Source organism: Acinetobacter sp. 22512 (assembly GCF_052044755.1).
GTDB classification, from domain to species: Bacteria; Pseudomonadota; Gammaproteobacteria; order Pseudomonadales; family Moraxellaceae; genus Acinetobacter; species Acinetobacter pittii.
In genome coordinates this window covers 1-22365 of the sequence record NZ_JBQENP010000017.1, presented here as the reverse complement: position 1 = coordinate 22365, position 22365 = coordinate 1, and the positions used below count along the sequence as shown (strand labels likewise).

Annotated in this window: 23 protein-coding genes and 1 tRNA gene; 16 read left to right on the top strand and 8 right to left on the bottom strand. The window is 40.5% G+C overall.

The annotated features are described in order from the left end of the window. Nucleotides 1–28: 28 nt before the first annotated feature. The 5 genes from uvrC to ACTJJG_RS15370 all read left to right on the top strand — a co-directional run bounded on the left by uvrC (nucleotide 29) and on the right by ACTJJG_RS15370 (nucleotide 5039). A complete protein-coding gene (gene uvrC, locus ACTJJG_RS15390) occupies nucleotides 29–1828 on the top strand; it encodes an excinuclease ABC subunit UvrC (protein ID WP_002114749.1) in 1800 nt (599 codons plus the stop codon). A gap of 121 nt (nucleotides 1829–1949) precedes the next feature. Then, complete coding sequence (locus ACTJJG_RS15385; protein ID WP_005065839.1) at nucleotides 1950–2744, top strand: thioesterase family protein; 795 nt, start codon at nucleotides 1950–1952, stop codon at nucleotides 2742–2744. Nucleotides 2745–2862: 118 nt separating this feature from the next. Next, entirely contained in the window at nucleotides 2863–3450 is a 588-nt protein-coding gene (gene pgsA, locus ACTJJG_RS15380; protein ID WP_002114808.1) for a CDP-diacylglycerol--glycerol-3-phosphate 3-phosphatidyltransferase, read from the top strand. A gap of 126 nt (nucleotides 3451–3576) precedes the next feature. Further along, nucleotides 3577–4431, top strand: coding sequence for a methylated-DNA--[protein]-cysteine S-methyltransferase (locus ACTJJG_RS15375; RefSeq protein ID WP_005065841.1), 855 nt, complete (start codon nucleotides 3577–3579; stop codon nucleotides 4429–4431). Further along, on the top strand, nucleotides 4428–5039 hold the full coding sequence (locus ACTJJG_RS15370; RefSeq protein WP_005065844.1) for an alpha-ketoglutarate-dependent dioxygenase AlkB family protein: 612 nt from the start codon (nucleotides 4428–4430) through the stop codon (nucleotides 5037–5039). Before ACTJJG_RS15375 ends, ACTJJG_RS15370 begins: the two co-directional genes overlap by 4 nt. A 184-nt stretch (nucleotides 5040–5223) precedes the next feature. Here ACTJJG_RS15370 and ACTJJG_RS15365 read toward each other — a convergent pair whose 3' ends face one another. Then, a complete protein-coding gene (locus tag ACTJJG_RS15365) occupies nucleotides 5224–5997 on the bottom strand; it encodes an IclR family transcriptional regulator (RefSeq protein ID WP_005065846.1) in 774 nt (257 codons plus the stop codon). 368 nt (nucleotides 5998–6365) lie between these two features. Between ACTJJG_RS15365 and ACTJJG_RS15360 the strand changes: the two genes are divergently transcribed. The 4 genes from ACTJJG_RS15360 to ACTJJG_RS15345 are packed head-to-tail and all read left to right on the top strand — an operon-like array spanning nucleotide 6366 to nucleotide 9827. Beyond that, a complete protein-coding gene (locus ACTJJG_RS15360) occupies nucleotides 6366–6497 on the top strand; it encodes a hypothetical protein (RefSeq protein ID WP_002115031.1) in 132 nt (43 codons plus the stop codon). Beyond that, nucleotides 6488–8587: an FUSC family protein gene (locus ACTJJG_RS15355; protein ID WP_005065849.1), complete on the top strand. Its 2100-nt coding sequence runs from the start codon at nucleotides 6488–6490 to the stop codon at nucleotides 8585–8587. The genes ACTJJG_RS15360 and ACTJJG_RS15355 overlap by 10 nt, the downstream gene beginning before the upstream one ends. After that, nucleotides 8580–8786, top strand: coding sequence for a DUF1656 domain-containing protein (locus ACTJJG_RS15350; RefSeq protein ID WP_005065851.1), 207 nt, complete (start codon nucleotides 8580–8582; stop codon nucleotides 8784–8786). Before ACTJJG_RS15355 ends, ACTJJG_RS15350 begins: the two co-directional genes overlap by 8 nt. Nucleotides 8787–8825: 39 nt before the next feature. Beyond that, nucleotides 8826–9827: an HlyD family secretion protein gene (locus ACTJJG_RS15345; protein WP_005065853.1), complete on the top strand. Its 1002-nt coding sequence runs from the start codon at nucleotides 8826–8828 to the stop codon at nucleotides 9825–9827. A gap of 44 nt (nucleotides 9828–9871) precedes the next feature. Here ACTJJG_RS15345 and ruvX read toward each other — a convergent pair whose 3' ends face one another. The 3 genes from ruvX to recN form a co-directional block, all read right to left on the bottom strand. Beyond that, nucleotides 9872–10312, bottom strand: a complete 441-nt coding sequence (gene ruvX / locus ACTJJG_RS15340) for a Holliday junction resolvase RuvX (RefSeq protein WP_002115066.1) — start codon at nucleotides 10310–10312, stop codon at nucleotides 9872–9874. Then, the gene (locus ACTJJG_RS15335) at nucleotides 10312–10866 is read right to left on the bottom strand and encodes a YqgE/AlgH family protein (protein ID WP_002114753.1); all 555 of its coding nucleotides are present in this window, start codon (nucleotides 10864–10866) and stop codon (nucleotides 10312–10314) included. Before ACTJJG_RS15335 ends, ruvX begins: the two co-directional genes overlap by 1 nt. A 123-nt stretch (nucleotides 10867–10989) precedes the next feature. Next, on the bottom strand, nucleotides 10990–12657 hold the full coding sequence (gene recN / locus ACTJJG_RS15330; RefSeq protein WP_032063687.1) for a DNA repair protein RecN: 1668 nt from the start codon (nucleotides 12655–12657) through the stop codon (nucleotides 10990–10992). 114 nt (nucleotides 12658–12771) lie between these two features. Between recN and ACTJJG_RS15325 the strand changes: the two genes are divergently transcribed. The 4 genes from ACTJJG_RS15325 to ACTJJG_RS15310 all read left to right on the top strand — a co-directional run bounded on the left by ACTJJG_RS15325 (nucleotide 12772) and on the right by ACTJJG_RS15310 (nucleotide 16287). After that, entirely contained in the window at nucleotides 12772–14082 is a 1311-nt protein-coding gene (locus ACTJJG_RS15325) for a tetratricopeptide repeat protein (protein ID WP_032063688.1), read from the top strand. 76 nt (nucleotides 14083–14158) lie between these two features. After that, the gene (locus tag ACTJJG_RS15320; RefSeq protein ID WP_002115102.1) at nucleotides 14159–14485 is read left to right on the top strand and encodes a pyrimidine/purine nucleoside phosphorylase; all 327 of its coding nucleotides are present in this window, start codon (nucleotides 14159–14161) and stop codon (nucleotides 14483–14485) included. 102 nt (nucleotides 14486–14587) lie between these two features. Continuing rightward, the gene (rlmB, locus tag ACTJJG_RS15315; protein ID WP_005079348.1) at nucleotides 14588–15337 is read left to right on the top strand and encodes a 23S rRNA (guanosine(2251)-2'-O)-methyltransferase RlmB; all 750 of its coding nucleotides are present in this window, start codon (nucleotides 14588–14590) and stop codon (nucleotides 15335–15337) included. A 35-nt stretch (nucleotides 15338–15372) separates the two neighbouring features. After that, entirely contained in the window at nucleotides 15373–16287 is a 915-nt protein-coding gene (locus ACTJJG_RS15310) for a DMT family transporter (protein ID WP_032063689.1), read from the top strand. Here the strand turns inward: ACTJJG_RS15310 and coaE are convergent. From coaE to pilB, 4 genes are read right to left on the bottom strand one after another with little or no spacing between them, the layout of a single operon-like run. After that, the gene (coaE, locus tag ACTJJG_RS15305; RefSeq protein WP_005065869.1) at nucleotides 16284–16880 is read right to left on the bottom strand and encodes a dephospho-CoA kinase; all 597 of its coding nucleotides are present in this window, start codon (nucleotides 16878–16880) and stop codon (nucleotides 16284–16286) included. The genes ACTJJG_RS15310 and coaE overlap by 4 nt on opposite strands. 1 nt (nucleotide 16881) lies before the next feature. Then, on the bottom strand, nucleotides 16882–17742 hold the full coding sequence (locus ACTJJG_RS15300; RefSeq protein WP_032070754.1) for a prepilin peptidase: 861 nt from the start codon (nucleotides 17740–17742) through the stop codon (nucleotides 16882–16884). Then, complete coding sequence (locus ACTJJG_RS15295; RefSeq protein ID WP_002114869.1) at nucleotides 17742–18968, bottom strand: type II secretion system F family protein; 1227 nt, start codon at nucleotides 18966–18968, stop codon at nucleotides 17742–17744. Before ACTJJG_RS15295 ends, ACTJJG_RS15300 begins: the two co-directional genes overlap by 1 nt. 26 nt (nucleotides 18969–18994) lie before the next feature. Continuing rightward, nucleotides 18995–20707, bottom strand: a complete 1713-nt coding sequence (gene pilB, locus ACTJJG_RS15290; protein ID WP_372552474.1) for a type IV-A pilus assembly ATPase PilB — start codon at nucleotides 20705–20707, stop codon at nucleotides 18995–18997. A 291-nt stretch (nucleotides 20708–20998) separates the two neighbouring features. Between pilB and tpiA the strand changes: the two genes are divergently transcribed. From tpiA to ACTJJG_RS15275, 3 genes are all read left to right on the top strand, one after another. Next, nucleotides 20999–21793: a triose-phosphate isomerase gene (gene tpiA, locus ACTJJG_RS15285; protein ID WP_372552475.1), complete on the top strand. Its 795-nt coding sequence runs from the start codon at nucleotides 20999–21001 to the stop codon at nucleotides 21791–21793. 12 nt (nucleotides 21794–21805) lie between these two features. After that, nucleotides 21806–22135, top strand: a complete 330-nt coding sequence (gene secG / locus ACTJJG_RS15280; RefSeq protein WP_017398731.1) for a preprotein translocase subunit SecG — start codon at nucleotides 21806–21808, stop codon at nucleotides 22133–22135. 56 nt (nucleotides 22136–22191) lie between these two features. Continuing rightward, nucleotides 22192–22276, top strand: a tRNA-Leu gene (locus ACTJJG_RS15275). Nucleotides 22277–22365 lie beyond the last annotated feature (89 nt).

The window sequence follows — 22365 nt, the reverse complement described above, 5'->3', positions numbered from 1 at the left end:
ATTCAGTATTAAGCCATGCATGCCAATAGTGAATCAAAACGCTCGTCCTCATATTGAAAAAATTTTAGCCAACATGACCCAGCTTCCAGGTGTTTATAAAATGCTAGGGAAGGAGGGTGAATTGTTATATGTCGGCAAAGCGAAAAACCTAAAGAATCGGGTATCGAGTTATTTTGTTAAAACCATTGAGCATCCTAAAACTCAGGCTTTAGTTGCCAGAATTTATGATATTGAAACGTTAGTCACTCGTTCAGAAACTGAAGCATTACTCCTCGAGCAAAATTTAATTAAACAACATCGACCGCCTTATAACATCATGCTGCGGGACGATAAGTCATATGTCTATATTTTTGTGTCGGCAGATAAGCCCTATCCTCGGCTTGCCAGTGGGCGTGGTAAAGGTAAGCACCAAATTGGTAAGTTTTTTGGCCCGTACCCAAGTGCCTATAGTGCACGTGATACGTTACTGGTTTTGCAAAAACTTTTTAATGTGCGTCAGTGCGAAAATAGTTATTTTTCACAGCGCAAGCGTCCATGTTTGCAATACCAGATCAAGCGGTGTTCAGCTCCGTGCGTAGGTCTGATTTCGCCCGAAGATTATAAAGAAGACGTTAATAATAGTATTCGCTTTTTGCAAGGTGATACCAAAGAGCTTAATCAAGAGCTCATTGCCAAAATGGAACAAGCAGCGGCTGAGCTTGAATTTGAAAAAGCTGTTTTTTACCGTGATCGTTTATCTTTATTACGTGAAGTACAAGCCCAACAAGCCGTATTTAAAGTCAAAGGCGAAGCAGATATTCTGGCAATTGCATATCAGGCAGGCGTGACATGCGTGCAAATTATGTATGTACGCAATGGGCGAATGCTGGGTGGAAAAAGTTATTTCCCAGACATGCTTGGTGATGATCTTGGGCAAATGCTGAGTGACTTTATGGCGAACTTTTACTTTCAGGTTGCAGATGAAGTTCCCAATGAGCTTATCGTAAATATTGCTTTGCCTGATTGTAAAGAACTAGAGGAAGCGTTGGCACAGCAGTTTGGCAAAAAGGTTCAGATTAAGAGTAATGTTCGAGAAACTCGTGCCGAGTGGCTGGAACTAGCCGAAATGAACGTTCAACATGCCATTAAGGGGCAGTTGAGTAATCATTTAGAACTTAATGAACGTTTCCATCAGTTAGAGCAAGTGGTGGGAAGACCCGTTGATCGTATTGAGTGTTTTGATATTAGTCATACCATGGGTGAAGCTCCAATTGCCTCATGTGTCGTGTTTGATCAAGGGGGCGCTCGTAAGCGTGACTACCGCCAATTTGCCATTCAAGACATCACAGCAGGCGATGATTATGCTGCTATGCGTCAAGCTTTAACACGTCGTTATAAAAAGGCCATATTGCCTGATTTACTGTTGATTGATGGTGGTAAAGGCCAGCTCCATATGGCAATGGAAGTTATGCAAGAGCTTGGGTTAGACGCTTTTATGGTGGGTGTATCTAAAGGTGAAGGGCGTAAACCCGGACTTGAAACCCTGCATTTTACCGACGGCACAAAAATCCAGTTACCGGAAGACCATAAGGCATTGCACTTGATTCAGCAGGTGCGTGATGAGGCCCATCGTTTTGCGATTACTAAACATCGTGCTAAACGCGACAAACGCCGAAGTACCTCAGTTTTAGAGGCAATTCCTGGGTTGGGGCCAAAGCGCCGTCGAGATTTATTAACTCATTTTGGTGGAATCCAAGGCGTTTTAAAAGCATCTGAAAAAGAGCTTACTCTTGTGCCCGGTTTTGGTGAAATGATGGCAAGAACGATTTATAAAATTCTGCATGAATAAAGATAGGTTTCTATGCTGAATGACCAAATAGTTGGTATATAAGTACAAGAATGATCATTCACATTCCCTTTAAAATGATGAAAGATGTTTCATCAAGAGTCAGAGTGCTTTAGGGAAGTGAATGTCATTACTGCAATTATTTGAAGAAATAAAACAAAAGGAATGGATTGAAATACCCGAAGGGTGGCTACAAGGGCGAACTGTTTTTGGTGGGCTTGTCGCTGGATTACTCATGCAAAAGGCCTGCTGCAATATTCAAGATCCAAATAAAAGATTATTAAGTTGTAGTGTTACTTTCGTGGGCCCTGTACAACAGGGGCCTGCCCAATTGACTATTGAAATTTTAAGAGAAGGGAAATCGGTCACTACGCTTGAAACCCGTTTATGGCAAGATGGTGCGGTACAAACGATTTTGGTCGCAAGCTTTGGTGTGCCGCGTGCGTCGAATATTAAAGTGCGACATGAGCCTATCGTTCCAGTTTATAGGCAACCTGAAGAGTTACAACCTATTCCTTTTGCTAGACAAATGCCAGAATGCTATCAACATTTTGATGTATGCTGGGCAGAAGGTCATTATCCTGTTACAGGAAGTCAGTATGCTGACTTTGGAGGATGGTCAAGGTTTAATCCTAATAAGCATGAAAATCGTCAAATGACTTTGCCAGATTTAATTGTTTTGATGGATATTTGGCCGCCTGGTGTATTGCCGATGTTTAAGCAAGTTGCTCCTGCAAGTTCTTTAACTTGGCACATTACCTATGTCCATCCGTTCCAACATCAATTGTGTGACTGGTTTAAATATAAAGTGGTAACTGAATATGCAGGTGAAGGTTATTCCACAGAATATGCCCATCTTTGGGACCAAAATGATCATTTAATTGCAATTTTACGGCAAACTGTTACGGTATTTACCTAAGCAGTCCACTTCCTCGATTCATATATTTCGTATAAAGTGGCTGTTACAGATAGATACAATATTGAAGAAAGTATTTTTGTCTGTTACAAGATGCATGAAGACTTAATTGGCGGTGTTTATGACCACAGGGCGAATCCTGAATATCCCAAATATCCTAACATTAGCGCGTATTGCGCTTATTCCTGTATTTTTGGTGATCGCGTATTGGCCGCCTGCAATGGGTATTGGTGAACATGAAGGAAGTATGAGTCGTCATATTATCTTGACGGCTATTTTTGTGTTTGCTGCTATTACCGATTGGTTTGATGGCTATTTGGCACGAACTTTAAACCAGACTTCAGCATTTGGCCGTTTTTTAGATCCAGTTGCAGATAAGCTCATGGTGGCGGCTGCACTGATTGTTTTAGTGCAGTGGAATCCAACGATCTCAATGGCTTTTGCAGCAATTGTTATTATTTCACGTGAAATTACAGTTTCTGCTTTACGTGAATGGATGGCAGAACTTGGCGCACGAACCAGTGTGGCAGTATCGACTGTAGGTAAATATAAAACAGCCTTTCAGATGATTGCCATTAGTGTGTTCTTACTTAATTGGCAGCCTTTAGAAATGCTTGCCTATGCTTTGTTATATACAGCGGTCATTTTAACTCTATGGTCAATGTTTATTTACCTCAAAGCAGCTTGGCCTTATTTAAAGCAGCCTTAAGTGCATATTGAATGATTAAGCCTTTCTATAATGAAAGGCTTTTTTATTTTTGAAGAGTGCAAGAATCGGGTCGTCATAGGGCTTTGGCTACTTTAATGTAAGATATAAGTGCTAAGGAGGTGACACATGCAAATGCTTTCTTCTCGGCAATTTGCTGTAATTGCCACTGTGATTGAATATTTATATGAACATCTAGACCAGCAACCCAGTCTGGACGATGTGGCGAGTCATATGAATTTAAGCCCAAGCTATATTCAACGCCAGTTTCAGGAATGGGTAGGGATTAGCCCGAAAAAATTTGTGCAATATATGAGTTTGCAACAGGCCAAATATCATCTGTTGCAACAACGGAGTTTATTAGAAACCGCTTTAAATACGGGTTTATCTGGCACAGGACGTTTACACGATCTGTTTATTCAGCTTGAAGGGATGACGCCTGGGGAATATAAACAAAAAGGCGAAGGCGTTATTCTTAATTATTCGGTTGAGACAAGTCCCTTCGGTGAGTTGTTGGTTGTCAGTAGTGAAAAAGGCATATGTTCTATACGGTTTATCGAAACTCACGCCAATATTGAACAACTCATTAAGCAGTACTTTTCGAAAGCTCAATTGAAAAATCAGTCACCGATTTGGCATCAACAAATTGCAAAGTGGTTTGAACAGGATTTTTCAGAACACTTACAGCAGAAACTTCCTCTTAATTTGGCTGGAACTCCATTTCAGCTACAAGTATGGGAAGCCTTGCTCACCATTCCAGAAGGGCAACTTCGGACTTACCAAGATATTGCAGAGCAAATTGGGAAGCCTAAAGCAGTTAGAGCCGTTGCTACAGCAATTGGGCAGAATCCGATTGCATATCTGATTCCCTGTCATCGAGTGATCCGTGCCACAGGGATGGTTGGAGAATATCATTGGCAAAAGGGGCGTAAATTGGCATTGTTAGCTTGGGAGATGTCAAAGCAACATGGAGAGACCGTATGACCTTGGATTTATTTTCTCCAGAGCCTTGTGAGAATTTATTACCCTACGATGGTGAAGTTCAGGACTATGGTTGTATTTTAAGCCCTGAAGAAGCTGAACAATATTTTGATTATCTTTACCAACACCTCGCATGGAAACATGACGAGGCTAAGTTGTATGGCAAGCACTTTATTACAGCTCGAAAAGTTGCATGGTATGGAGATGACTACTATCAATATAAATATTCGGGTGTCGCACGTGATTCTTTACCGTGGGACAAAGCACTCGCTAAATTAAAACAACAGGTAGAGCAAATACTTTCAGAAAAATTTAATTCTTGTTTGGCAAATCTTTATGAAGATGGAACCCAAGGAATGGCTTGGCACAGTGACTCGGATGTTTCTTTGGCAAGAACGACAACAATCGCCTCTTTAAGCTTTGGTGCTACTCGTAAATTTTCTTTTAGACATATTCAAAGTAAAGAGAAAATTGAATTGTGGCTACAGCCAGGCCAACTCATTGTGATGCGTGGTGAGACTCAACAATATTGGCAACACCGTTTAAATCGCTCAACAAAGATTTTACAACCACGTATTAATCTTACTTTTCGGCAATTTAAGTTTTTATAAAAATAAGACAAGAAAAAAGCCCATGATGGCAGCATGAGCTTATTCCTCTGAGGGGGATGCTTCTACTGATGAGCTGCTGATGAAAAGAATCATCAATAGGAGCTAAAATCATAATATGAGAATATTGTGATATATTCAATGTTTTAAAGTGTAAGAAAAGTTTAAATTATCATAAGGTGGAGTTTTAGATTTCACCTTTTTCAGATAATTCCATAAAACGTTGTTCAATAAGTGCTGCATTTTCTTGCAAAATTTCGATGAGCTTTTCAACGTTTAAAAAATCAAAACGATTTTTAGAGGCAACTAAAGTTAAAGCCAAAGGTACTTCTTTGTTTGAAAAACGAACAGGAACAGCTAGACCTGAAACATTTGGGTCAATCTCACCTTGTGAGAAATAGAACCCTTGTTTTTTAATTTTACGCATACGCTGAATAAAGCTCGGTTCATCTTCAGCAAAACCTGATTGTTTTAATTCTTGCTGGTAACGGTGGTAGTAGTCCTGCATGCGCTGCTTACTTAAATGCGAAATCATTGTTTTTGGAGATGATCCAACGTAAATCGGTCTTGGGCAGCCTCGGCCATATGAAAGTAGCTCAGTGTCTTTAAATATTTCATGATGTATGTCAATGCAATAGTCATCATTTAAATAGGTAAGCAAACAGCACAGTTCGGTACGTTCTACAATATTTCGCATAAACGGTGTGCTGATTTGAACCAGTGGGTCGGTTGTTCTGGATATATAGTCAAGAACTGCAATTTTTGAGCCTAAGGTATAATCGCCAGAGGTTCCATTAATGCGTTTTAATAGATCAGCCGATACTAGTTCTTTAAGGTAACGGTAACTCGTTGGTTTGGACAAGCCAAGTTCTTCGCAAATAATATCGACATTAATGATTGGACGCGAAACTGAAAATAGGTCCAGTACGGTTAAAATTTTGCCAAAACTTGAAATTGCCATAATGTCTTGTTCGTATCCTTTAACAACGAGTCATCTTTGAGTTTTTTATAACAGAAAAAAAGAAGATTTGTCTCAATTCTAAAATAAATGCCTGATTTGAGTATTTTACTCTGACAAAGAGAAAACTTCTCTTGGCTTATACATCATATACGATAATTAAAAAATATATCAAATTATCAAATGGAGATATTTTAGTTGACTAAATCGCTTTATTTTGAAAAAATTGCCAAACAAAATATCTAATCGAGAAATTGGTCGGTTCCAGATTGATTTCTTGATACCTCTTCTTTCCAAAGCTTGGCCGTTTAAATGGCGCCCAAACTGAAATCATCTCTGCCAATCAGGCGAGATGTGGAAAAATCATTGTATTGAAGGATGCTCCTCATATCATTTGCTTTGAGGCAAATGGCAAAGTTGTGTTGTCTTTAGAAAGACAATCAAATATTGAAGGGCATGCTCATCAGTTCAAATCTGTATTTGAGATGAGTTCATGTTATTAAAGCAAATACTGGCGTTCCGCCCGAGTAGGCTTGATCTGATCTTTGCCTTAAAAACATTTATTGCCGGAATGTTGGCACTATTTGTTTCATTTGAATTAGATCTGATTAATCCGATGTGGTCGATTGGTACGGTCCTGATTATTGCCAATCCATATTCAGGAATGGTGTCCTCTAAATGTGTCTATCGGGTGGTAGGGACAATTGGTGGAGCTGTGATTGCCTTAACTCTAACACCACATTTAATTAATACACCTTGGATATTTACCGTGGTGTTATCGTTGTGGGTGGGTTTTGCGCTTTATGTGTCGTTACTTGATCGTACTCCACGTAGTTATGCTTTTATGCTGGCGGGTTACTCGACAGCCATGATCGTCTTCAATGCGATTACCTATATTGATCAATACAATATATTCGATATTGCTTTAGCTCGGGTTATAGAAATTTCGATTGGCGTGATTTCAAGTGCAGTGGTTTCTGCCACGATTCTTCCAATGCATATTGGCTCAGCAATTAAACAGCGGGTGATAAAAGCCCTAAAAGATACAGAAAATCTGTTTGCTAATTTATTAAATACAGATTCGCAGCAGAACAATACCCAGCTTTTGGCTGCCATTACTCGCGACACCACAGATATTCATGCCTTGGCAGTACATTTGAGTTATGAAAAGGGTGAACTGCATGGCATGACCAAACCCTTGCAGGAAATGCTTCATCAAATCTCAATGGTGGTTGCTAATCTAGTCGCTTTATCTGAGCGTATCAAGCAACTTCAAGAACTTCGATTTATCGAGACTCATGCAGAAAAACTGCAACAACTTTCAGCTCATGTTGTACAGTTTTTAGAGCAAAAAGATCTAATCGTTGATGAAAATATTTTGCAGTTGCCTGATGAGTTTGAAAGCGATTTCGCAAGTTTGATGGAGTCGGCTTCTACACACCAACAAGTTTTGGTTGCAGCTATGAAAATGGATGTGCGCCATTTCATTAGCAATGTGTTAGCCGTTAAAGTTTTGTGGCAGCGAATTCAGCAAGGTAATAAAGAAATTCCTGACAACATTACCCCAATGACGACCAAATATCCAAGTTTACACCGTGATCATGGTGTGGCGATACGAGGTGGGATTAGTGCAGTCCTTATTACTTTTATCGTGACTGGGGTCTGGATTGTGTCGGGATGGAAAGCTGGATTTATGATGGCGCAAATGGGAGCAGTAACCGCCTGTATTTTAACAGCCTTAGATAACCCGGTTCCGGTTCTGCGTATTTTTATCTGGGGCAGTATAGCTTCAGCAGTTTTAGTCTTTGTTTATGCATTTGGTATTTTTCCGCATGTCACAACTTTTTGGGAACTTGGACTGGTTTTATTACCGATGTTCTTATTCGCAGTGTCTATGATGGCTAACCAGATGTTGATGCCAGTAGGTATGGTGTTGGGTATTAATACCATGATGGGACTAAACCTGCACAATGCTTATAGCATGGATGCAGTGTCTTATCTTGATAGTTCATTTGCCATGATCTTAGGTGTTTTAGTGTCTTTGATTGTCATTGATGTTGTTCGCGCCATGTCACCAGACACGAGTGCAAGCCGTATTTTAGCCTTGCATTACCGTGCCATGCGACAAGCGATCTATCTGCCATATGGTCTTGATTTTAAAGTTCATCTACGCAGTATGCTAGATCGGATTGGGATTCTAAACAGCAAAATGGTGCAATCAGACGAGATTAAAACTTCAATTCATCAGGCCCTGATTGAGTCGAGTAGTATTGTTGATTTAAGCCGATTGCAAGAGTTAGCCAATCAGTTTCCTCAAACATCCGAACTCACTCAGCATATTGGCGATTTGCAACAAAATCTGGATGAGCTGTTTAGAGCTAAAGAAAACGATGAAAATGATACGACAGCTTTAGTAGAGCGAATCTACCGAGCGTTATTTGAATTAAAACAGCTTGCTTCAAATGTTGAAGATATGACTATGCGACAAAGACTACTCATTTCACTGAACAATATTGCTTATAGCATGTGCCATGTTTCATCAGAGCAAATGAATGAAAACAGCACCCTGAGAGGAGCCACAGCAAATGGGTGAGTTTAATGTTTATGGTATTTATGTGCCTTCTTTGCTCATTCAAGCACTCTTGGCATATATCTGTTTCCGTGGGTTAAGTCCTTTAACAAATAAGTTGATTGCACAAGGCTGGATTGCATTACCTAGTATTTTTAATTTGTGTTTTTACCTCTTATTACTTTTGGTAATACATCAAATTTTTGTTGGGGTCGGTGCGTAGAGATGTTTGCGAAATTAAAGATTGAGTTAGGTGAGTGAAATGAATCAGGTGGATTTGAAAAAAGTCATCCGTCCAGTAATTTTGATTGTCGCATTAATGCTGGCGGTCTATACCATTGTGCATTTATGGAATTACTATAATGCAGCGCCGTGGACGCGTGATGGTCGAGTTCGTGGTGACGTTATTCAAGTATCTTCGGATGTCGCGGGGCTTGTGACAGAAGTATTGGTGCAAGATAACCAGACTGTGAAAAAAGGTCAGGTGCTCTTTAAAATTGATGTTTCCCGCCGAGCTTTAGATGTAGAGCAGGCAAAATCTGATTTAGCAAAAGCAAATGCAGCCTTTGCCCAAGCGCAAGCTGGTTTAGCACAAGCCAAAGCGAACCTGATTAAATCAGATACGAATATTAAGTTAGCCGAGAAAAATGCAAGCCGCTACTCAAATCTTATGGATGGCGCCATCTCTAAACAAGAACAAGATCAAGTTTTCGCAACACGTGATCAATCCCATGCTGAACATGAGCAACTCCAAGCTGCTATTCAACAAGCGGAAGCAACTGTTAAACAACAACAGGCTCTGATTGAGGCGGCTACGAGTAACTTGCATTTGGCCGAGCTTAATATGCATCGTGCTGCGGTAATTGCTCCAGCTGATGGTACTTTATCTAACTTTGATATGCGCCCAGGTAACTATGTTCAAGTTGGTCAGGCTGTTGCAGCACTACTTGACCGTAAACAACTCTATGTTGTGGGCTATTTTGAAGAGACTAAATTAAACCGTATTCATGTCGGCGATCAGGCCAGTGTACAGTTAATGGGGGATAGCCAGAAAATTAAAGGCCATGTACAAGGTATTGCATCTGGTATCGAAGATCGTGAACGCTCAAGCAGTTCTAAACTTCTTGCCAATGTAAATCCAACGTTCAGTTGGGTTCGTTTAGCGCAGCGTGTGCCTGTAAAAATCGTATTGGATGAAACACCAAAGAACCAGCTTGCTTTCATCTCTGGACGTACGGCAACTGTGCATATTATCGAGAAATAAAACGAGAACTAAAAAGGAAGGCTTTAGCCTTCCTTTTTTAGTTCTTACGGTGTTAAACCGACTGGATTTCGATACCAACTCTGAATGAGTAAGGCGGCTGCAAAACTATCTGCCGAAAGCTTTTTTGCTCGACCTTGCTCTTGGTAGAAACCGAGTTCTTCTCGTGCTTCACGTGTAGTTAAACGCTCATCTACCATTAATGTTTCAATATTGGTTTGATGGCGTAAACGTCTCGCAAATTTGCGGGCACGTGTAGAAAGTTCTGACTCGCTATCATCCATATTCAAAGGCAAACCAACCAAAAATAGATCAGGTTGCCATTCTTTCACGATTTTTAAGAGCTGATCCCAGTTTGGAATACCATCTTTCATCACAAATAGAGGGAGGGGATTGGCACTTTCAATTGAAGACTGGCCAATCGCCATTCCCATTTTTTGAGTACCAAAGTCAAAAGCCATAATCGATTTTGATTGTGTTTCGGTCATTAAGCATGTCCGATTTCAGATGCTAACCATGCACGATCTACACCGATTTTTTTATAAGCTGCATCCCAACGATCGTCATAAGGCAGGTTAAAAATCAGATCCATATCGGCATCACAAATGAGCCAGTCACCGCGCGTAATTTCATCTTCTAACTGGTTTTTACCCCAGCTCGCATAACCTAAAGCAATTTGATATCGACCAACACCTTCATTGTGGGCAATCGCATCAAGAATATCTTTACTGGTAGTAATACAAACATTTTCACCTACAGCAATAGATGAATGCCATGTCGGTTGTCCAGTATGAAGAACGAATCCAGCCTCGGGACGTAATGGCCCACCTTGTAAAACCACATGTGGATTTACATTGTCTGCTTCAATGTCGAGATCATTGAGTAATTCTTTAATTTGAATGCCGGAAGGGCGGTTAATAATAATGCCTTGAGCACCTTCTTCATCATGACGGGCAAGATAAATTACAGTGTTTGCGAAAAAGTCATCTGCCATTTCTGGCGGGGCAATCAGACAACGGTGAGTCAGATATTGTTTGGTCACCTAAGCGGTTCTCCCTCAAAAAATGTCACTAGAGGGTCTCTCGACCCTTTTATCTATATAGGTTCTTTTTATCAACATACAAGAGTTAATCGGATTTCGCCAATCTTTTTCTCTCATTTTTTATTAATTTGAAGAAGCCTGAAATTTAAGTTGGCGTAATTGTTTTGCGTGTTGCAAGGTTGTTTCATTAATTTCAACTCCGCCTGACATGCGAGCTAACTCTAAAATGATTTGATTTTCATCCAATTCAACAATTGTACTACTGGCTGGATCAGTTTGTTGTTTCTTCACTAGTAAATGCTGATCTGATTGTGCAGCAACTTGTGCCTGATGAGTAATACATAAAAGTTGAACATGTTGGGCTAGGTCGGCAAGTAAACGTCCAACAACTTCTGCTGTACCACCACTAATACCAACATCAATTTCATCAAACACTAACACTTCTGCTTCGGTTTTTTCAGCGTTCATGACTTGCATGACAAGTGCAATACGTGAAAGTTCACCACCTGAAGCTACTCGTGCTAATGGTTGTGGAGGAATACCCTTATTGGCAGTAAATAATAGTTGAATAAAACTTAAACCCTCAGCAGTAGGTTGCTCTAGTGGTTCAAACTTAAACTCAAAATGTGCCTCTGGCAGCGCTAAAGGTTTAACTTGTTCGGTTAATTGTTTAGCAAGTGGAGCAGCCGCTTCACGACGAATATTGTCTAAATGCTGAGCTTTCTCCAAGAACTCCTCATGCGACTTTTCAACTTGTTCTGCCAATGTTTCTGGGTCTTCAAGTTGATGTAATTGCTCAAGCTCACTTTGCCAAGCTTCATATTCTTCTTTAAGCGTTTCTGGTTGAGTTCGGTATTTCCGTGCTAAACGATGGAAAACTTCAAGTTTAGAGTTGAGCTCCTCCATTCGCTCTGGATCAAAACTTTGACGATCAATAAATTGACGCAAGTTTGCCGTTGCATCATCTATTTCACTTTGAGCATTCAGTAAAGAATTATAGATCTCGGAAAGTTGTTCGCTACGCCCCGCGTGGGATTCTAATCTACGAATAATCGAAGACATTTCTTGAGTAATGTTTTGCTCAGCTTCATCAAGCACATTTAGGCTATAGCTACAATCTTGCATGATATGTTCATGATGACTGAGGCGATCGAACTCTTGCTCAATTTCTTTATAGTCAGTTTGAATGACCTCTTCGAGCTCTTCAATTTGATGCTCTAAAGTACCAATACGTTGCAGTCGGGTTGCTTGTGCATCTAAGGCTGCTTGATGCAAACGAATGGTACGTTGCCATGTGCTATAGGCTTCACGTACATCATTTGCTTCAGTATAAAAATTATTATAACGATCTAGCCAATGCTTTGGATAAGGCGGTTCAAGCAGCTGCTGCTGGCTGTGCTGACTATAGAGTTGAACCAGCAAGCGACCTAATTCTTTGAGTTCAGATAGACTGCTCGGGCGACCATTAACCCATGCTTTGCTGCGTCCGGTTGCGAAAATCACACGACGTAAATGGATTTCCCCAGAATCATCATCTAGCTCGTGGTCTTGGAGCCATTTTGCTTCAGGACTATTATTTTGATAGGTAAAAACTGCGGTGATATCCGCTTTATCCGAACCATAACGGACATAATTTGTATCTGTACGTTCCCCTAGGCAGGCAGAGAGTGCATCCAGTAATAATGATTTTCCGGCACCTGTTTCGCCTGTTAGAACATTAAATCCTTGTTCTATATCAATAGCCAAATGATCAGCTAATGCAAAATTAATTAAAGTTAAATGTGTGAGCATAAACGCATCCAACGCGCCAAATTATGGGTTAAAGATAGAGAAGTTTTGAATTTGCTACAAGTGATCTATTATTCTAACTGAAATTATAGAACAGCAAGATTGCGGATATTTACAATGAAAAAAACATTAAGCTTACCGAAACCACCAATAGGGATGATCAACCGCCATAAAAAAAATAATCCTGCGGAAATGAATAAAATTTTAAATCAGCATTTTAATGCATTTAAACAGGCAGCAGCACAAGGGGATTATGCCAAAGCTTATCAACATGTTAAACAAGCTGTTAATTTGGTTCCCAAGCATGCTGGCGCCTTATCAGATTTAGCTTATACCGAATTACGCTTAGGCCGTTATAACGATGCCTATCAACATTATTTACAAGCGATTCAAGCAAGTGGAGCTAACGTAAATACAAACTTATATGATGGACTCACAGAAGTTTGTCATCACTTAAAGAAAAAAGAAGAAACAATCAAATTTGGACGCTTGGCAATTGCAACCAAAAAAGAATTAGTGAAGAGCGAACCTGTTTTGTCTATTGCCAATCATGCACCACCAGCATTTAGTGCAAATCCTCAAGAAAATATTATTGCTTTTTCATTGTTTGGGGCAAACCCTCGCTATTGTGAAACCTCTATTTTAAATATTCAGTTAGCCAAACAAATTTATCCTGAATGGACGTGTCGCTTTTATGTCGATGATACTGTGCCAGTACTGGTGCAACAGCGTTTAAAAGAGAAGGGCGCGCAAGTTATTCAGGTTACAGATTCTCAAAAACAGCTATCTGGTTTGTTTTGGCGCTTTTTGGTGATGGATGATCCGACAATTAAGCGTTTTCTGATACGTGATGCCGACTCCATTGTCTCGCACCGCGAAAAAGCAGCTGTAGATGCTTGGCTCAAGAGTGATAAATGGTTTCACTTAATGCGAGACAATTATTCTCATACCGAGTTAATTTTGGCGGGAATGTGGGGTGGATGTACGGGGATTTTTCATAATATTGAAGCACATATCAGGGATTATGTTGCCACCGGACGTTATCTGGATAATCGGGTGATGGATCAGCATTATTTGCGCTACTGTATTTGGCCGACTTTAAAACAAAATGTGCTTATACACGATAGCCAGCAATTCGATTCAGATGCTATCGATTTTCCAGCTTATGATCTGGCGTTAATGCAAAACGACAGCGAAAATTTTCATGTAGGAATGAATGACGGTTCACCGGTAGTTGCTACAGCAGTTGCCCATCCAACTGCACAGAGAGTGTGTTGGGTACTTCTAGATGAAAATCAGGTCGAAGTTTGCAGATACGATGCAATTGTGTCGAATAGTCGAAATATTGAGATTAACTTACCTTATGCTTTTGCCAAAAAAATTCAGGCACAGCAGTGGAAATTACAAGTCTATCCGTATGAAAACTGATTGATTAGTTATTTAGGCACAATTAAACTACATTCATCATAATTTATATAAATACGGCATTATCTGGAGAGTGTGCATGAGTTCAACCCAATTTGATCATGTAACGGTCATCAAAAAATCAAACGTTTATTTTGGTGGAGCATGTATCAGCCATACCGTGCAATTTGAAGATGGAACAAAAAAAACACTAGGTGTTATTTTGCCGACTGAGCAAGCTTTAACTTTTGAAACCCATGTTCCTGAGCGTATGGAAATTATTTCAGGTGAATGCCGCGTAACAATTGCGGACAGTAATGAAAGTGAGTTGTTCCGTGCAGGCCAATCATTTTATGTGCCTGGTAATAGTCTTTTTAAAATCGAAACTGATGAAGTACTCGATTACGTGTGCCATTTAGAAGGCTAAGAAATTCCTATTCAAATCGGGTACACTATGCCCAAAGAAATCCTGTGAAGTTGGCTTTGCAGGATTTTTATTTTTTTGCTCAAACGTTGTTAGAGGTCATGCATGGCAAAACCGGAATATTATTATGGCGTTCATTCAGTGGAGTCATTGTTAGAACTTGAACCGGAACGTGTGCTAACCCTGTTTACTTTAAAAGGACGGGATGACCAGCGTTTGCAAAAGATTTTGCAATTGGCAGAGCCTTTTGGAATTAGTGTACAAAAAGCAAGCCGTGATAGTCTCGAAAAGCTTGCAGGTCTACCGTTTCATCAAGGCGTGGTTGCAGCAGTACGTCCGCATCCGACTTTAAATGAAAAAGATCTAGATCAGATCTTGGCTGAAACCCCAGATGCTTTATTGCTGGCATTAGATCAGGTGACAGACCCGCATAACTTAGGGGCTTGCATCCGTACCGCTGCTGCAATGGGCGTGCAAGCAGTGATTGTACCTCGTGATCGTTCGGCAAGTTTAACCCCAACAGCTCGTAAAGTTGCAGCGGGTGGAGCTGAAAAAGTTAAATTTATTCAAGTCACAAACTTGGCTCGTACATTAGCCCATCTCAAAGAGACGACTCATACACGTGTGATTGGCACTATGCTTGATGAAAGTGCAATGCCAATTCAAAAATGTGATTTCTCTGGCCCAGTCGTGATCGTGATGGGAGCCGAAGATACGGGTTTACGCCCAATTACACAGGCACAGTGTGATCATAAAGTTTATATTCCGATGTCTGGAAATTTACAGAGTCTAAATGTGAGTGTGGCAACAGGTATGGCACTTTATGAGGCTTGCCGTCAGCGTTCTGAGGTATAATCTAGCTGCCTTTCTAGTTTGTAAGCAGTCTTGATATGTCTCCCCGTAAGCAAGGTTATTTTTTTGTATTGGTGACCATGTGCATTTGGGGCGGGTTTACACTTTTTGCCCGTTTAAATGCACAATGGCACATCAGTGCTTGGGACATTGCTGCACTACGCTTTGCTATCGCCTTCCTGATTTTGATGCCGATTTTGATCTATAAGAAAGATCTCGCTTTTTTATGGAGTAAGCACGCTGTTATTTTGGCGCTCATTGGCGGAGTTATTTATTGTCTTACGGTATATACCGCGTTTCTCTATGCTCCCGCTGCACATGCTGCCATTTTTTTAAATGGTTGTATTCCTATCTGTACTGCAATTGCAGCATACATTTTATTTAGACAACCATTTGATAAGCATACATGGGTGAGTCTGGCAATTATGATCACTGCCTTGGCTCTTATGAGTGTGTTGATCTTGCGAGGTAATGCTTCTGCTTTTGGCCTGGGGGATTTACTTCTTTTTATTAGTGCGATTTGGTGGGGCATTTTCACTGTATTACTTAAACAGTGGAAACTTTCCGCATGGCACTCTATGGCGAGTGTTGCGATTTGGTCTGCAATTATTTACTTACCCATCTATGCTTTATTCTTACCTAAACATTTCATGGAAGTCAGTCCTGTTCATCTAGCGATACAGGGCATTTTCCACGGTGTGTTTGTTGTTATTATCGCAACTTTGACTTATGTAGCAGCGATTCAGCGACTTGGTGCTTTTAAAACGGGAAGTATTGTTACTTTGGCACCGTTTATTGCTGCCATTTTGGCTGTACCTTTACTTGATGAGTCATTAAGTCCATCGATTGTTGTGGGCTTGGTTGGAATGGGAATCGGTGCCTTACAACCTTGGCGCTGGTTTCGACAAGATAGCTTGGCACAAAAGATTCAGCAGCAAAATAAGCAAGATTAGTTGGCGCGCTTCAAATAGCTTTGATGTAAAGGTTCTAATTGCTGATATAAATGTTCGAGTAATCCGTCATTAAACACAATGTCATTGGCAAGTTCACGTTTACGCTCGCGTGGCATTTGTGCTGCAATAATTTTCTGGATTTGTTCTTGGTTTTGCCCATCTCGCTGGCTTGCACGCTGAATTTGAGTTTGTTCACTCGCATCAACTAATAGAGTGTGATTAACCAATTCATGCTGGTTGGTTTCAAAAAGTAGGGGTGAAACTAAAATCACATAAGGACTTTTTGGGTTTTGTAGCTGTTGAATAATAGATTGGCGAATGGCTGGATGCGTGATTTTCTCAAGTGTTTGTCTTGCTTCAGGGTTTTGAAAAATATATTCACGTAGTGCACGGCGGTCTAGATTGCCGTCGGGTTGAAGTACCCAATCTCCAAAAGTTTGTTGGATTTTTTGAAGGGCAGGTTGGCCTTTTTCAACCACTTCGCGAGCAACAATATCGGCATCGACGACTTGGATTCCTTGGGATTCAAACCATTGTGTTGCAGCAGATTTTCCACTGCCAATACCACCTGTGACTCCCAGAATAAAAGCCATCTTAACCTCCCAAATAAATTTTCATAATTTGGTCACCCCATAAAAAGGCAACCCAACCCGCAATGGCAATATATGGCCCAAACGCAAAGGGCTGATTATCATTACGTAATTTTAGTAAAATGATGCCAATAATTGCACCGAGTAAAGATGACAATAGCACAATTAATGGCAGCATCAATGGTCCCATCCACGCGCCTAATGCGGCAAGCAATTTAAAGTCGCCGTAGCCCATACCTTCTTTGCCTGTAATCACTTTAAATAAGTAATACACAATCCAAAGGCATAAAAAACCGATTAAATATCCCCAAATAGCTGAGTTAGGCGAGGTGTAAATATTAAAGGTATTAATACCTAAGCCGAGAGCAGCCAAAGGTAGGGTGAAACGGTCAGGTAGTAGCTGAGTATCAAAGTCTATAAATGTTAAAGCAATCAAAATCCAAGTGAGCACTAGCCCCCAAAGCATTTGTAGGGTTGGACCAAAAACCATGACGACTACTAATGAACATAGCATCGTGAGTAATTCAATCGCTGGATAACGAATGCTAATAGGATGTTGGCAATCGCCACATTTTCCTCTTAACATTAACCAGCTTATAACTGGAATATTTTGATACCAACGGATCGGTTGCTGACATGCAGGACATGATGAAGCAGGTTTACTTAATGTCAGCTTTTCATGCTCAATGATGGGTAGTTCGGGATTAAGCAATATTTGACATTCCTGCTGCCAATCTTGTTCCATCATTTTGGGGGTGCGATAAATTACCACATTCAAAAAGCTACCAATACATAGGCTCAATAGTGCGACTGCAATATAAAGTGCAGTTAAGTTTTGAATAAAATAAGCAATAATTTCTTGCATTATATGACTGAGCCCATTTGGAAAATTGGAAGATACATAGCAATCACTAGACCACCTACGAGCACCCCTAAAATTGCCATGATTAAAGGTTCCATCATTGAAGTTAAACCATCAACGGCATTATCAACTTCATTTTCATAATAAGTAGCAACTTTATCGAGCATGCTGTCTAGCGCACCAGATTCTTCACCAATTGCGACCATTTGTATAGCCATAGATGGAAAACGATTTGAAACACGCATTGCAAATTGGAGTTGTTGACCAGTAGCAACATCTTCACGAATTTTCATGACGGCTTCTTCATAAATGACATTGTTGGTTGCACCAGCCGTTGACTCAAGCGCATCAATGAGCGGAACACCAGCGGCAAACGTGGTGGCTAAAGTACGGCTATAACGGGCAATAATCGCCTTATAAACCAGATCACCAAAGATAGGTAGTTTCAGTGTAAGTTTATCTAATCCATCACGGAATTTTTTACTGCGCTTCTTGGCTTCCAGAAAAGCAGCAATCACTGCTCCAATCACAATAATCATAATGAACCAGTATTCCTGCATCCATTTCGACATATTTACGACCATTTGGGTGAATGCAGGTAAATCTGCACCAAAAGAAGAAAACAGATCTTGGAAAACAGGAACTACTTTAACCATCAAAATAATGGTAACAACCACAGCAACTACAATAACCGTTGCTGGATATTTCATAGCCTTCTTAATTTTCTGCTTAAGTAATTCACTTTTTTCTTTGTAAATTGCCACTCGGTCCAACATGGTTTCAAGCGCACCAGATTGTTCACCAGACTCTACAAGAGAACAAAACAAGTTATCGAAATGTTGAGGATACTTCCTTAAAGCTGAAGCAAAGGTACTACCGCCTTCAACTTCACCTTTAATCCCGAGTACCACCTCGCGCATGGCTGGGTTTTCTAGACCCTCCGCTACAATTTCAAAGCCTTGTACCAGTGGGACACCAGCTTTCATCATGGTTGCAAGTTGTCGCGTGAAAATCGTGATATCGAGCGTTGATACTTTCTTCTTGAACAAACCCTCAAGAATATTTTTACGCTTTTCCCGAATATTACGGACAGTTACACCTTGTTTGCGTAGGGTGACTTTGGCTAAGGCCATATTCTTAGCTGGAAGTTCGCCCTTAATTTTTATGCCCTTACGGTCAACCCCTTCATAAGCAAAAGTCGGCATCATTTGTGCCTTTTTGACAGTCATGAATTATCCTTATTTTAAATTGTCTTTTATTCACTGGTCACGCGGTTAACTTCTTGTAAGGAAGTTACACCTTGCATGACTTTCTTTAACCCTGAACGACGCAGATTATTAAACCCCAGTTTTTCAGAAGCAGCAGCGATTTCTAAAGCATTGCCATCTTCCATAATAATCTTGGAAATTTCAGGTGTAACTTTCATCACCTCGTAAATACCTACTCGACCTTTGTAGCCTTCACGACACTCAGTACAACCTACAGGTTGAAAAACTTGAAAATCGGGATGGGTTAAATCTTGGTCGGTAAAGCCCATTTCTAATAGGCTCTGTTTAGGAATGTCGGCAGGTGTTTTACACTGTGGGCATAACCGACGCGCCAAACGTTGAGCAATCACCAGATTGACAGACGTTGCGATATTAAAGGATGGAACACCCATATTACGTAGGCGAGTAAGTGTTTCTGGCGCACTATTGGTATGCAGTGTGGACATTACCATGTGACCGGTTTGTGCAGCTTTAATCGCAATTTCAGCCGTTTCTAAGTCACGAATCTCACCGACCATAATAATGTCAGGGTCTTGACGTAAAAATGATTTAAGTGCAGCAGAAAAAGTCAGACCTACTTTTGGGTTGACGTTAACCTGATTAATTCCTTCAAGGTTAATTTCAACTGGATCTTCGGCGGTAGAAATATTCGAACTTTCAGTATTTAAAATATTTAAGCCAGTATATAAAGATACCGTTTTACCAGAACCGGTAGGACCTGTAATTAAAAGCATACCTTGTGGTTTATCGAGTGCTTCTAAAAAAAGAGCTTTCTGATCTTCTTCATATCCTAAAGCATCAATTCCGAGCATTGCGCTAGAAGGATCGAGAATACGCAGAACCAGTTTTTCACCAAACAGGGTTGGAAGTGAGTTCACACGAAAATCAATTGCTTTAGTTTTTGATAACTTAAGCTTGATACGACCGTCTTGAGGCACTCGTTTTTCGGAAATATCCATTTGAGACATGACTTTTAAACGTGAAGCCAAACGGTTAGCCAATTGCAAAGGTGGATTTGCAATCTGACGCAACACGCCATCGACTCGGTAACGGACCCGATATGATTTCTCGTATGGTTCAAAATGTAAGTCTGAAGCCCCCATACGAATTGCATCGATGAGTAATTTATTAATATATTTAACAATAGGTGCTTCATCGCCTTGAGGCGTTTCTTCCTCATCCTCTTGTGAGGGGGGAGCTTCAAGGTCTACATCAAGATCAAACTCTTCATCACTAAATTCGAAGCTACTTTCTTCGGTAAATTGCTGCGCCAGAATTTTCTCAAGCTTATGGTGCTCGACAATAACTGGTTCAACCATGAGCTTACTATTAAAGCGAATGGCATCAATCGCTTCAATATTACTCGGGTTGCTGGTTGCGATATATAAAATCTGCCCTCTTTGTATAAGAGGTAAGACCCGATGTTTTAAAACCAGTTTCTGATCGACCAAATCTTTGGGAATTTGGCTGGTATCGTAAACATCCAGATCAAAATATGGTTCAGCAAATTCAATAGAAATTGTTTCAGCTAATAAAGAAGGGGAAAGATGAACCTCTTCAATCAGGTATGCAACTGTATCCCGTTTAGCTCTCTTTGCTGCATCTAATGCTGTTTGCATGGTCGCTGCCGACACATGTTTTTCTTCGACTAATCGTCGAAAAAACCCCGAAAATTTTGGAGATGTATGTATGACTGACATCTGCCTACCTGTGCTCATATGTTTATAATTGGTATATAAAAAATTATACTTTTGTTATCTAAAATTACTACCTGAGAAAATGATGCTCTGGTCTTGATCCACTCGCCAAAGCTTGAACTAGTCGAAGTTTTTATTCATTAATTTTTAAAAGACGATTCTTTAGACTCAATAAAGTTTTATAACTGTTTTCAATTAGTAGAAAAGATATGAGTAAAGCCGTTAAAGAAAAGTATCTGAAATTTGTATAAATGCGTGTAGAATGTGCTGCATTTTTGATGAAAGGTGAGCCGTATGTCGGGTTCGACGATTACGCCTTGGGTAGTTGGCAACTGGAAAATGAACCCAATGCGTGCCAATGCCAAACAACTTATAGAAGAATTTAAACAACTATTGCAACAAAACCAAATTGCAGATGAAAGCTGTCATGTAGGGGTTGCTCCGGTTTCTATTGCACTTGCAATGGTACAAACACAATTGCAAGATGCTGCAAGAACAGTATATACAGTTGCACAAGATGTATCATGTGTAGCGGGTACTGGCGCTTATACTGGCGAAGTCAGCGCAGAACTATTAAAAGATAGCCAAATTAATTTTGTACTGGTTGGGCATTCTGAGCGCCGTGATATTTTTGGCGATAACGTTGAAATTTTGAAAGCTAAACTCCAAAATGCATTAAATGCGGGCTTGACTGTCATTTATTGTGTCGGTGAAAGCCTCGAACAACGTGAACAAGGTTTGGCAGAACAAGTGGTATTGCAACAAATTTGTGATATTGCTCCTGTAGTGACTGCTGAGCAATGGCAAAAGCAAATTGTAATTGCCTATGAGCCAATCTGGGCAATTGGGACAGGTAAAACTGCTTCTCCACAAGATGCACAGGCAATGCATGCTAAGATTCGTGAAGGTTTAAGTCAGATTACCTCAGCGGGTTCAGATATTGCTATTTTATATGGCGGTAGTGTAAAAGCTGAAAATGCAGTTGAATTGGCGGCATGTCCAGATATTAATGGTGCGTTGGTAGGCGGTGCTTCATTAAATGCAGCATCTTTTTATCAAATTGTACAAGCCTTTGCACAAAGTAAATAACGAGGATAGGGTATGCACTCTTTTGTACTGATCGTACATATTATTTTAGCGGTACTGATGATTGCCTTAATTCTAGTGCAACACGGTAAAGGTGCTGATGCCGGTGCTTCTTTCGGCGGTGGCGGAGCAGCAACTGTATTCGGTGCATCAGGTTCAGGTAACTTCCTTACTCGACTTACTGCTATCTTAACAGCGTTGTTTTTTGTGACGAGTTTAACTCTCGCTGTTTTTGCGAAAAAACAGACTACTGATGCATATAGTTTGAAAACTGTACAAACTACAGCGCCAGTTCAAACGACATCGCCTGAAACTTCACCAAATGCACCAAAAACGAGTCAATAATTCGAAATAGGGCTTTCCTTTTGCAGTGGGAAGGACTAGAATGCGTCCCACAAGCTGCGGTGGTGGTGGAATTGGTAGACACGCTACCTTGAGGTGGTAGTGCCTTCGGGCGTGGGGGTTCAAGTCCCCCCTTCCGCACCAACTTTGAACCAGAAAGTTGAGTGCAAGCAGTTTTTTGATGCGGGATGGAGCAGTCTGGTAGCTCGTCGGGCTCATAACCCGAAGGTCGT